Raw genomic sequence first — 12843 nt, 5'->3', positions numbered from 1 at the left:
TCAGCTCGCCTCCGCCGCCTTCAGGCTGGTCACGACGTGGGCGACGAGCTGCCCCACGGTGAGCCCGATGATCTCGTCGAACTCCATCCCGGCCAGGAACTCGGCGAAGTTGACCCGCCCGCCGTACCGCTCCTCCAACAGCCCCGACAGCGTCACCAGGTCGATGCTCTCCAGCTCCAGATCGCGGTTGAACGTGGTCGCCATGCCGATCTCGACGTCGTCGAGGCCGTACTCGTCCTCAAGGAGCCGGGCGAGCAGTTCGGCGATGTCGGCGAAGACCTGGTCCGCTTCGACAGGGCGGGGGGTGGCGTCCGCGGGGTGGGGGGTGGCTTTCATGGGGTGTATTCCTCCTCGTGGGGGTGTCCCGTCGGTCCGATCGGTCCCGTGGTCCAGGCCACGACATAGGACCGTTCGGTCAGTCCGGGCGGGTTCGCGGCAGGCGCGCACCGCACCGCGTAGGCGCGTTCCAGGCGTCCCGAGACGATCAGCTCGTCCCCGGCCGGTGCCGCCTCCAGCACGGCGAAGTCGCGCGGCCGGCCGCCGAAGCCGGTGCCCTCCGCCTTGGCGACCGCCTCCTTGGCGGCCCAGAACCGGGTGAACCACAGTGCCTCGCTGCCGCTACCGCCGCTGCTGTCGCCGCCGGTGGCGCACAGCGTGCGCAGCAGCCGCAGTTCGTCCGCGCCGAGCACCGTCGCCATCGCCTGCGGGTCGCGGGCCGTGACCTCTTCGATGTCGATGCCGGGACCGGAAGCGGGCGTGTGCGGCCGTACGATCGCCACGCCCGCCTCGGCGCGGTGGGCGAGAGAGACGTCCAGCGGGGGCAGTTCCCGGCCGTGCACCCCGGTGACGTACGGGCGGCCCATGCCGTTGTTGCTCACCCGCAGCTCCGCGGGAAACACGGGGCCCTCGCCGTGGTCCCACAGCCACTGCCGTACGGCGTCCTTGACCGCGATCCGGCCCAGCAGCCACTGCCGTCGGCCGCGCGGCGCGTGTCCGGCGTACTCCGAACGCTCCTGTCCGCCCAGCGAGTTGCGCATGATCAGGTCGCGCGACGCCAGATCCGGCCACCGTTCGTGCACCAGTGACCAGCCGCCCGGACGGGCCTCGGACAGGGTGTTGCGCTCGGGGAAGCGTTCCACCGGCCGGGTGTGCGGATCGTTGTCGAACCGGCGGTCCTGCCAGCCGCGCAACTCCGCCCACACCGCGCCCGCCACCGAGAGCTGTACGTCGGCCTCCAGCGCGGTGTCGGTGAGCGAGGTGATCCGCACCAGACACGCCACCTCCGTCCCCGGGGCAGGGTGCGGGCCGTGGAAGCGCATCTCCCGCATCCCGACCGGGAACACGACCGTCCGCTCGGAGCGGGTCGCCATGATCCAGTAGCCGAGGATCTGGCCGACGTTGTCCAGCAGGGCGCCGGGCGCCGCCGGGGCGGTGATGATCCCGCGGATGTGCCGCTCGCCGAGCGCGGTGAGTTCGGTGACTCCCTGGAACGCCGGGCCGTGGAACATCCAGCGCTCGCCGTACAGGTGCGCCGCGGTATGGCGGGGCGCGCGTTCGCTCGCGGGGTCGGTCCGCCAACGCGCGGCCGGCGGGGTCGGGTAGCCACCGGCGAGTTCCACGGTGGCGCGGGCCCGGGGACCGAAGGACACGGCCAGACGGTCCGGTGCCACGGGCTCCGCCGTGACCTGTACGTCGACGGCGGGGGTGGCCGTCAGCCATTCCTCGAACCGGGCGCCGTGCACCGCGACCGGCACCTTGCCCGGCTCCGCCCGCCGGGCCGCGTCCATCAGGTGGTGCACGATCGTGGTCGCCGGGACGACCGGCCAGCGGTCGGCCACGTCCGGCCAGTCGGCCCGCTGGGGGAAGAAGCAGTGGTCGAGCAGGTACGGCATGGTCTCCGGGGAGACGCGGACGACCGAGGTTCGTACGAGGGGGCCCGTCGCCGCCTCGCCGACCGCCGTCTGCGTTTCGGCTACGGGTCTGGAAGCCGGCATGGAGACAGGCACGGGGACGGGGACAGAGGCGGGGACGGAGGGAGGGGGAGGGGCGGCCGGCCGGCGGGCGGGCCGCGCAGTGATGAGCGCTGCGGCCGTGTCCGCGGTGTCCCGCAGCAGGGCGTCCAGTTCGGCGGCGCCGGGGAACCGGTCGGTGAGCCCACGCAGCGCATCTGGGGTGTACGGGGTGGCGGCACCCGGAGCGGGGGCGGCGGCCGCGCTCAACTCAGCGCGTAAGTCGGCCAGTTCCGGGCCGTCGAGTGAGATCAGAGCGCCGTCCAGATCGAGCCGCACGGGAGGCCGCGCCGACAGCGTGCCGCCGTCGGCCGATCCGGAACCCGCTCCGGCTCCGGCGCCGCCGTCGGCCGATCCGGATCCGGCTCCTGAAGTGGTGTCCGTACGGGGCCCGGACGGCAGGGCCGGGGCGACGGCCGCCCCCGCCGTCCACAGCGCGGCCGTGACCCGGCGCAACTGGGCGAGGCCGGTGCGGTGGGGGGAGTTCGCGGCCACGGTCAGATGGTCGCGGTCGCCGAGGGTGTCGCCCACGAGCGACCCGAGCTGCCCGGGGCCCATCTGGACGAAGGCCCGGTGCCCCGCCGCGTACAGGGCCTCGGTCAACTGCCTGAAGCGCACGGGTTCCAGCAGGTGCCGGACGAACAAGTCGCGTACCTCCGCCTCCGGTTCGGGGAACGGCGCCGCGGTCGTCCCCGACCACACCGGGACGGTCGCCGGATGCAGCCGGAACCGTTGCGCCGCCTGTCTGATCGGCCCGAGGTAGGGCGCCAGCATCGGCGTGTGGAAGCCGGACCGGAACGGCAGCACCTGGCCGAGCACACCGCGGGCCCGGAACGACCGGACGAAGTCCTCGACCGCGCCGTCCGGCCCGCACACCATCGACTGGCCCGGCGCGTTGTCATGGGAGAGCACCAGGCCGCCGCCCGTGAACTCCTGTTCCAGAGCGGCCAGTACGCGCTCCGCGGGCGCGCCGACGGCACCGAACGCGAGACCCGGCACCGTCACCGTGTCCGGATCGAAGCCCGCCATGAAGGCGTCGACCTCGTCCCCGGAGTACAGCCCGGCCACCGTCATCGCGGTCCATTCGCCGACGCTGTGCCCGGCGACCGCGTCCGGCACGACATCCAGGCGACGCAGCGCCGCGTCGAGAAGGCGTCCGACGGCCACCACGCCGAGGCCGTGCCGGCCCACGTCGCCGACGGGGTGGCCCGCGGGCGCCGCCCGGGGCAGTCCGAAGTGCGCGGCCACGTCGTCGACGCGCGCGGAGAACTCGCTCTCCAGGCCGGGGAAGACGAAGACGAGCTTGCCGTGCCCGGGACCCAGCAGGGGGCCGGGCCGGAACCAGACGTCGCCCCGGCCGTGCCAGGCGCGGCCCCGGCCGACCGCCCGGCGGGCAAGGGCCAGCCGTTTCGCGGTCGGGTCGACGATGCCGAGCCGGGCCCGGCCCGCGGCCGGATGCGGAAGCGCGGGGTCGAGTCCGCCGGCGCGTACTGCGGTGTCGTCCCTGTCCAGCAGGGCGGCGAGCGCTTCCGGACCGTCCGCGGCGAGCAGCAGGACCCGCTCGGGCCCGGCGACCCGCACGGCCGGGCGTCCGGTTGCCGGGGCGGGCGCCGCCGTGACGGGCGCCGGTGCCTCCTCCAGCACCACGTGCGCGTTGATCCCGCCGAAGCCGAAGGCGTTCACGGCGGCCCGGCGCACCGGGTTGTCGGGTGAGACCTCCCAGGGGACGGCCTTCTCCAGCGTACGGAAGCGGGTCGCGGCCAGCGCCGGATGCGGGTCGTCGCAGTGCAGGGTCGGCAGCAGCGTCGCGTGGTGCACCGCGAGGGCGGCCTTGACCAGTCCGGCCACCCCGGCGGCGGGCATGGTGTGCCCGATCATCGACTTCACCGAGCCGATCACCGCGCGGACTCCGCCGGATCCTTCGGCCGGGCCGAACACCTCGCCGAGCGTGGCCAGTTCGGCCGTGTCGCCGGCCGGGGTCGCGGTGCCGTGTGCCTCCAGCAGGCCGACCGAGCCGGGCGCGGCCGGGTCGAGTCCGGCGGCGAGCCAGGCCTGCCGCACGGCACTCGCCTGACCGCCGGGATCGGGGCTGACCAGTCCGGCGGCCCGGCCGTCGCTCGCCACCCCGGTGCCCCGGATCACCGCGTAGATCCGGTCGCCGTCGCGCCGGGCGTCGGCCAGCCGCTTCAGTACGACGACCCCGGTGCCCTCGCCGACGAGGAGGCCGTCGGCGTCCCGGTGGAACGGGCGGATGCGCTCGCTGGGAGAGAGGGCGCGCAATTGGGAGAAGACGCTCCACAGGGTGATGTCGTGGCAGTGGTGGACGCCTCCGGCGAGCATCAGATCGCAGCGCCCCGAGGAGAGTTCGCCCACAGCCTGGTCGACCGCGACCAGCGACGAGGCGCAGGCCGCGTCCACGGTGTAGGCGGGGCCGCGCAGATCGAGCCGGTTGGCCACCCGTGAGGCGGCCAGGTTGGGCACCAGGCCGATCACCGACTCGGGGCTGTCCGGGCCGAGCCTGTCGGTGAACGCCGTTCGTACGCGGTCGAGTTGACTGCTCGTCAACTCAGGTAACAACTCGCCCAGGGTGCGCACCAGTTGTCCGGCCGTGCGCACCCGCTGGTCGAGCCGGACCAGGCCCGGGGTGAGATAGCCGCCCCGGCCGAGAACGACACCGACGCGTCGCCGGTCGGGAAGCCGGTCCGGGCCGCCCGCGTCCGCGAGGGCCGCGGCGGCCACGTGCAGCGCGATGAGCTGGTCGGGCTCGGTGCCGGCCACCGAGTTGGGCATGATCCCGAACCGGGTCACCTCGACCTCGGCCAGTGTGTCCACGAACCCGCCCCTGCGGCAGTACACCTGGTCGGCGACGGCCGGTTCGGACGCGGTGCCGGGGCGGTAGTACCCGGCGTCCCAACGCCCTTGCGGCACCTCTCCGATCGCGTCCACGCCGTCCCGCAGGTTGATCCAGTACGCCCCCAGATCCCGGGCCCCCGGCATCAGCACCGCCATGCCGACAATGGCGACCGGAACCTGCCGCCGCGTCACCGGCTCTCCCGCCGCACCCGCCGTCCGGTCCTGTTCCCGGCCCGTCCCGGAAGCCTTCGCCCGGTGCGTCACCGGACCCGCCTCGGGGCCTGTCACCGAACCCGTCACCAGCCCGAGGCGGTGTAGACGACGGCGGTGGTCGACGGGTCGCCCCAGGCGAGTTCACGCAGCAGGGCCGCTGTGCCTTCCTCGGGATCGATCAGGCCGATGCCCCGGCGGCCGTAGGCACGGGCCAGCTCCGGTCCGACCATGCCGCCGTGCCGGGCGGCGGGCGCCCAGGGCCCCCAGTGCACGGTCAGTGTCCGGTACCCGGTGCGGGCGGCCCAGGCCGAACCGAGGCTCTGGAGCGCGTCGTTGGCCGCCGCGTAGTCAGCCTGGCCCTGGTTGCCGAGGACGCCGGAGATGCTGCCGAACAGCACACTGAACGCGGGCCCGTCGGGCAGTTCCTCCAGCGCGGTGAGCAGGGCGCCCGCGCCGGTCGCCTTCGTGCCGTAGACCCGCTGGAAGGACTCGGGGGTCTTCTCGGCGATGATCCGGTCCTCGATCACCCCGGCCGCGTAGACGACACCGTCGAGGCGGCCGTGCTCGGCGTGGATGTCCTTCACCGCCTGGAGCACCGCCTCCGGCTCCCGGAAGTCGACGCAGCGGTAGCGGACTTCGCTTCCGAGCGCCCTGAGCTCCGCCAGTGTCGCGGTGATCTCCCGCTGGGCGAGGAGGAGTTCGGCGGCCTGGTTGATCGCCGCCGGTCTCGTCCCACCGCGGGCGGCGAGCGCCGCGCGCAGTGCTGCCGGGGTACGGGCGGCGGCCGTGTCCGGGTCCTCCGGGCCGTCCGGCGCGGGTGTTCTGCCGAGCAGTTCGAGCCGGCACCGGCCGGCGGCGGCGATGGCCGCGGCGCACTGCGCGGTGATGCCGCGTGCCCCGCCGGCCAGCAGGACCACCGCGTCCCGGTCCAGGCCGAGCACGGCGGCTTCGGCCGCACCGGCACCGGCCGGGCCCGCGCCGGTGCCGCCGAGGATGCCCAGTGGTGACTCGACGAGCTCCAGGCCGAACCGGCCCTCCGGCCGGCGCAGGACGACCGGGGCGGGGTCGGACGAGCACAACTCGTCGACGAGCGCGTCCGCGAGCAGCAGCCCGTCCGCGACGGACAGCGTTTCCGCGACGGCCGATGTGGTCATCACCTCCACCGTCCGCGCGACCGTCGACGGGTACTCGCGTGCCACGGTGCGGAAGAAGCCGCGCAGCCCCGAGGCCGCCGTGTCCGGCGTGTCCCCGTCCACGGCCCGCAGGGCCAGCAGCCGGTGCGGTCCCAGGGCGAGGGCGGCTTTCAGGACGGGGAACGCGTCCGGCAGCACCGGCGCGCCACCCGTGACGAGGTAGAGGACCCCGTCCACCCGGCCGTCGTCCTGGGTCAGCAGGTGCTCCCGGTCGCGTACGACGACGTCGGCGCCGTACGAGGCGAGCCGGGCGCCGATCTCGGGGGCGTCACCGAGGACGGCCCACCGCGTCCCGGACAGTACGGCCGCCGGATCCGCGGTCTCACCCTCCTGATCGAGGGGCGCCGACCGCAGCAGGTACCGCTTGGGCGCCTCGCCGCGCACCGTCGCGCCGTTCGCCGCGTCGCTGTTCGCCGCGTCGCCGTTCACCGCTCGCGCGACCTCGACCGTCCCGGACGCCTCCGGGGGCTCGAACGCCTCAGCCGCCTCGGTGGCCGCGGAGGCCTCGGCCGCGTCGGCCGCGTCGGCCGCCGGGATCGTCTCGGCGTCCTCGGCGGGAAGCGTGGCCGGTTCCGCGGAGCCGCCGAGCCGGGCGGTCAGCCAGTCGGTCACCGCGGCGGCCGTCCGTGCCTTCGCCAGATCCTCCAACTCGGAGTCGTCGAGGCCGGTGAGGTCCGCGCCGTCCCCGGCGCCGAGGCGCCGGGCCAGTTCGCCGGCTATCTCGGCGCGCTTGATGGAGTCGATGCTGAGGTCGGCCTCCAGGTCGAGATCGGGCTCGATCATGTCGAGGGGATAGCCGGTTCGCTCGCTGATGATCTCCAGGACCACCTGCTGGACGTCGACGCCCTGAACCGATGCCGCCCCGGTGGCGGGTGCCTGGTCGGACGACGACACCGTGGTCCGGGGTGGTGGTGACATCGGCGGCTCCACCTGGGGCGTGGCGGCCGTGGTGTCCCCCGGTGCCGACGGGGCGACGGGCGCGGGTGGCCCGGCCGTCCGTTCTCCGGCCACCGCTCCGAGGTAGGTCATCAGCACGTCACGCTGGGCGGCGACCATCTCGCGGCTGGTGCGCAGGAATTCGGAGATCAGCGCGTCCTGGGCGTCCTGGCGGTCCTGGTAGTGCACGCCGTTGCTGCCGTTGCTGCCGTTGTTGGCGTTACCGGCGTGCACGCCGTGGAGCCCGTCCCGGTCGGACGGGACCGGGTGCGCGGGGTTCATCGGCACGGTCGTCTCCACGACTCGTCGCGCCGGTGCGAGCGCCCCGGGAAGGAGGTCTCCGGCGGCGGTGCGTACCAACTGTCCGTCGACCGTCCAGCCGGGCCGCTTCGGCACCGGCGTGCGCACCGCGTCGACGGCGTCGCGGCCCCGTAGCAGCCAGCCGGTGCGCACCGGCAGCCCGGCGACGGCCAGTCGGGCCAGGGCGTCCAGCCAGCCGCGCAGGCCGCTGTCCGGGCGCGGCTCACAGGCGACCGTGCGATGCGGCCGGTCGCCGAGGATCTGTCCGACCAGCCCGGTCAGCACGGATCCGGGCCCGGCCTCGACGAAGATCCGCGCGCCCGCCTCGTACATCGCCTCGATCTGCTCGACGAACCCGACCGGGGCGCCGATCTGCGCGGCGAGTTCGGCCCGTACCGCGTCCGGGTCGGCGGCGTACGGCGTCGCGGTGCGGTTGGCCCACACCGGGAACTCCGGCGCGCGCACCGGACGGGCGGCGAGCGCCTCGGCGAACCGGGCGCCCGCACCGGCGACCAGAGGGCTGTGGAAGGCGCAGGCCACGGGGATGCCCCGGGCCTCGTACCCGGCCTCGCGCAGCAGACGCACGGCCTCCGTGACGTCGTCGGCCGAGCCCGATATCACCGTCTGGCGGGGCGCGTTGTGGTTGGCGACGACCACGGCGGCCGGGGCCTCCACAGCCCGAAGGGCCCGAGCGACCTCCGCGGCGCCGGCCGTGACCGCGGCCATGGTCCCCGGGTCCGCTCCGCGGTCCGCCCCGGCGGCCGCGAGGATGGCCGCCGCCCGTTCGGAGCTGAGCGCGAGAAGCGTCTTGGGGCTCAGGGCGCCCGCCGCGCTCAGGGCGACCAGTTCGCCGTAACTGTGCCCGGCGGCCATGTCGGGCCGCACCCCGGCCGTGGTGAGGAGGGCGTGGGCGGCGAGTCCGGTGATGCCGAGCGCGGGCTGGGCGGCCCGGGTGTCGGTGAGCGCCGCCCGCTGCCGGTCGCGTGCGCTGTCGTCGAAGGCGGCGGGCGGGTGCAGCCGGCCGGCGTGGTCGCCACCGAGTTCGAGGTAGTGGCGCAGCTCGGGGAAGGCGACGAACAGGTCGCTGAGCATTCCGGGGCGCTGGCTGCCCTGACCGGGGAAGAGGAAGGCGACCTTGCCCCCGGCCGGGTCCTGGGCAGGTGCCGCGGCAGGTGACGTCCGCCCGTCGGGTCGCAGCACCAGATGGACGCCGTGCGCCGGATCGTGCTCCCCGGCCAGCGCCCGCCGAAGCCGCCCGGTCAGTTCGTCCACGTCCCCGGCCACGACCGCCACCCGGGCCGGATCCGGACAGACGTCGGCCCGGCGGGCCGCGCTGAGCGCCAGGTCGCGCAGCCGCCACGGCCGGCCGTCGGCCTCGGCGGCCGCGAGCAGTTCCTCGACGGCCCGGTGTGCGGCCGCCGTGTCCCGGCCCCGGAACACGAACAGTTCGGCGGGCCATTCGTCCAGCGCCTGCGCAGGTGCCGCGCCGCCCGCGTACGCGCCGAGCACCACATGGAAGTTGGTGCCGCCGAAGCCGAACGCGCTGACACCGGCGAGCCGTTGTGGGGCCGGAGCGGCCCAGGGCCGGGCCCGGGTGTGGAAGGCGAACGGGCTGCTCTCCTCGTCCCAGGCGGCGTTGGGGCGCTCCAGATGCAAGGTGGGCGGCTGGACGCCGGTGTACAGCGCCAGGGTCGTCTTGATCAGCCCGGCCAGCCCGGCGGCACACTTGGTGTGTCCTATCTGCGACTTGACCGAACCGAGCACACAGTTGCCCGGCTCGGCCCCGGCTTTGCCGAACACCTCGCCCAGGACGGTCAGTTCGGTGCGGTCGCCGACCACGGTTCCGGTTCCGTGCGCCTCGACGAGCCCGACGTCGGCCGGTGAGACACCCGCGTTGCGGTAGGCCCGCTCCAGCGCCGAGCGTTGACCCTCGGGGCGGGGCGCGGTCAGGCCCATTGAGCGTCCGTCGCTGGAACTGCCGAGGCCCTTGATCACAGCGTAGATCCGGTCACCGTCTCGCTCGGCGTCCGCGAGCCGCTTCAGGACGACGCAGGCGACGCCCTCGCCGAGCGCGATGCCGTCCGCCGAGCCGTCGAAGGAGCGGGAGCGCCCGGTGGGGGAGAGGGCGTGCACCGAGGAGAACAGGACGTAGTCGTTGATGCCGTTGTGCAGGTCGGCGCCGCCGCACAGCACCACATCGCTGGTGCCGCCGGTGAGCTCCTTGCAGGCGACGTCCACCGCGGCCAACGAGGAGGCGCAGGCGGCGTCGACGGTGAAGTTGGCGCCGCCCAGGTCCAGCCGGTTGGCGATCCGGCCGGAGATCACGTTGGCGAGCATGCCGGGGAAGGAGTCCTCGGTCAGCCGGGGCAACTGGCCGTCGAGACCCTCGGGAACGCGCCCGTGGTACGACGGGAGCACGGCGCGCAGCGTGGCCGCGTTGGACAGGTCGCTGCCCGCCTCCGCGCCGAACACCACCGAGGTACGGGAACGGTCGAACTCCCTTCCCCCGTCGCCGTATCCGGCGTCCTCCAGCGCGCGCCGGGCGGCCTCCAGGGACAGCAGCTGGACCGGCTCGATGCTGCCGAGCGACGCCGGCGGGATGCCGTAGCGCAGCGGGTCGAAGGGGATACGGGGCAGGAAGCCGCCCCACTTGGAGGGAACGGCACCGCTGGAGGGAACGGCACCGCTGGAGGGAACGGCACCGCTGGAGGGGGTGGTCCCGACGGAGGGGGATGCGCCGTCTGAGGGGGCGGCCCCGTCGTCGCCCCGCCCGTAGTGCACCGCTGGGTCCCAGCGCTCGGGCGGAACCTCACCGACCGCGTCCCGGCCGCCGACGACGTTCGCCCAGAAGGAGGGGAGGTCGGGCGCCTGCGGGAACATACAGGCCATCCCGACGACCGCGATGTCCAACGGAGGGGGCACCACCGGCTCCCGGTTCCCGGCACCGCCCGGCCGCTCGCCCACCCGGTCGCGCAGCCCCGACGCCCGCAGCGCGAGGAAGCCGGCGGCCCCGGAGGTCACCGATTCGTGGAGCGCCGCGACGGTGGTGGTGGCCGAGCGCAGCACGGCCACCTCCCCGGCCATGAACATGCCGTCGGTGAGCTGGCGTGCCTCGTCGACCGACCTGAGCGCCCCGCCGCCGTCCCGTTCCACGCCCTTGCTCGCGAGGCGCAGCCGCCCGATGTTGAGGTGCTCCAGTTCCTCCCAGACCCGCCGGTCGGTCGCGCCCGCGGACCGCAGCCGACCCTCGTGCTCGCGGTACCCCTCGGTGAACGAGCTCGGCAGGCAGCGGGTGGCGTGGCCGGGCGCGGTCTCCAGGAGCGTGGTCCGCTCGGCGGCCCGCACCTGGCGCTGGAAGAGTGGCTGGATCGCGCCGCGCGCGACCGCCTCCTCGGTGAACAGGTACGCGGTGCCCATGAGGACCCCGACGGCGGCCCCGCGCGAGGTCAGCGGGGCCGCGAGCGCGGCGACCATCGCCGCCGAGCGCTCGTCGTGGACACCGCCCGCGAAGAACACCTCCAGCGCCTCCGCCGTGTTCCCGCCGTACCCTTCGCCCGCATCCTCGCCGCCGCCCTTGCCGCCCCTGTCGTTGCCGCCGCTCTTGTCGGTCGCGTCGTCCAGGAAGTCCTCCAGGACCGCGAGTTGGGCCTCCCAGAGCGGGAAACTGCCGCGCGGACCGATGTGACCGCCGCACTCGGAACCCTCGAAGACGAAGCGGCGGGCCCCGGCTTCCAGGAACTGCCGCAGCAGCCCCGGCGAGGGCACGTGCAGGAAGGTACGGATCCCGTCCCGCTCCAGCGCCCGCGCCTGGGAAGGCCGTCCGCCCGCGATGACGGCGTGCGTCGGCCGCAGCTCCCGTACCGCCTCCAACTGGGCGGCACGCACTTCCTCCGGCGCGAAGCCGAGTACGCCGACGCCCCAGGGCCGCCCGGCCACGGCGGCCCGGGTCTCGGTCAGCATCGCCCGGGTGCGCGCGCCGTCCGCCAGCGCCAGCGCGAGAAAGGGCAGCGCGCCGTCCTCGGCGACCGCCGCCGCGAACTCGGCGCGGTCGCTGACCCGGGTCATCGGTCCCTGCGCGACGGGCAGCCGGGTGCCGAGCGCCCGGCTCATCGGGGAGCCCGCGCCCAGTGCTCCGGCGGCCGTGTCGTCGCGTACGACGTCGCGCACCGCGTCCGTCAGAGCGCGCACCGTCCGACGCACATCTCCCCAGCGCCGCGCGAACCGGGCTGCTAGGAAGCCGTCCTGACCCACCGCCAGTAACTGGGTACGCGGATCCTGTGCGCCCAGTGCCGCCGCCACCGTCTCCGGGTCGGTCCCGGAGACACGCGGCGCGTCCGGGCCACGTCGGAGCAGCACCCGGTGACCCGCCAGCACCGTCGTCTCCGAACCGTCCAGGGGCCGCAGTTGTGCCGCGGCCGCCTCCGGCAGGGAGGACTCGGCCAGCAGCGCGAGCTGGCTGTCCAGCACCACCCCGGCCGCCCCGCCGGCCATCGCGGCGGCCGCCGTCCGGGGGCCGATTCCGCCACAGGCCCAGACCGGGAGCGGTATGTCGGGCGCGGCAAGCAGTCGCTGGAGCAGGACGAAGGTACTCAACTCCCCGACCCGGCCGCCGCATTCGCTGCCGCGGGCGATCAGCCCGTACGCCCCGGCGAGCACCGCGGCCCGCGCCTCGTCGAGGTCCGTGACCTCCACCAGCACCCGGTGGCCGGTGGCCAGGTCGCCGGCCTGCCACGGCGCGTCGACCGCGAGGACCACCGTGTCCGGCCGACCGGCGTCACCGGTCCCCGGCGCGAGGTCGGCGGGGTCCAGTCGGCAGCGGGCGCCGATCCGCACCCCGAACGGGCCCCGTGCCAGGCGGTGCAGGCGTTCCAGCGCGTCACGGGATCTTCGGTCCCCGTCGCCCAGGTCGAGAACGCCGAGCCCACCGGCCCGGCACACCGCCGCCGCGAGCCGGGCGTCGGGTTCGCCGAACGGGGTGATGCCGATGATCATGTCCTCGGAACGCACAGCAGACGTCATGATTCTCCGAATCAAGCTGAGACTGCATGGTGGGGGATGCGGTACGACAACGATGGCGGCACGTCGGATTCCAGCGGGACCTGCGGAAACCCGGGAACATCGGTCTATTGAGCCTGCTCGAAACGCGTTGAAAGGTAGCCCTGTTGTTACTGGCTGGTCAATGTTGAACCAGTGGGGCGGCGCGAGGGCGCATTGATTCGGTCAATTGTGAACACCGGAAGAGGTGTCGGGAGTCGGAGCAATTCCTTGATGGTGGCGTCTCGTTCGCTCCCCTCACACATCATCGAAACTCCAATAGGTGAATGAGGAACTTTCTCTGG

3 protein-coding genes are annotated in these 12843 nt (G+C 74.3%); all 3 read right to left on the bottom strand.

Annotation, left to right across the window (positions count from 1 at the left end; translation table 11 throughout):
* The 3 genes from ACF07B_RS31300 to ACF07B_RS31290 all read right to left on the bottom strand — a co-directional run bounded on the left by ACF07B_RS31300 (position 1) and on the right by ACF07B_RS31290 (position 12523).
* Entirely contained in the window at positions 1–336 is a 336-nt protein-coding gene (locus tag ACF07B_RS31300) for an acyl carrier protein (RefSeq protein WP_392181444.1), read from the bottom strand.
* On the bottom strand, positions 333–5018 hold the full coding sequence (locus ACF07B_RS31295; RefSeq protein ID WP_392181563.1) for a beta-ketoacyl synthase N-terminal-like domain-containing protein: 4686 nt from the start codon (positions 5016–5018) through the stop codon (positions 333–335). Before ACF07B_RS31295 ends, ACF07B_RS31300 begins: the two co-directional genes overlap by 4 nt.
* Positions 5019–5158: 140 nt before the next feature.
* Positions 5159–12523, bottom strand: coding sequence for an SDR family NAD(P)-dependent oxidoreductase (locus ACF07B_RS31290; RefSeq protein ID WP_392181443.1), 7365 nt, complete (start codon positions 12521–12523; stop codon positions 5159–5161).
* Between the last annotated feature and the right edge of the window lie 320 nt (positions 12524–12843).

The organism is Streptomyces sp. NPDC015532, from assembly GCF_043078065.1.
In the GTDB taxonomy this organism is placed as follows: Bacteria; Actinomycetota; Actinomycetes; order Streptomycetales; family Streptomycetaceae; genus Streptomyces.
The sequence above is the reverse complement of the archived record's forward strand: the minus strand, read 5'-3'. Positions and strand labels throughout refer to the sequence as shown.

Coding starts and splice junctions, on each gene's coding strand:
- ACF07B_RS31300 (WP_392181444.1), bottom strand. CDS start 336: ATGAAAGCCACCCCCCACCCCGCGGACGCCACCCCCCGCCCTGTCGAA.
- ACF07B_RS31290 (WP_392181443.1), bottom strand. CDS start 12,523: ATGACGTCTGCTGTGCGTTCCGAGGACATGATCATCGGCATCACCCCG.
- ACF07B_RS31295 (WP_392181563.1), bottom strand. CDS start 5,018: ATGGCGGTGCTGATGCCGGGGGCCCGGGATCTGGGGGCGTACTGGATC.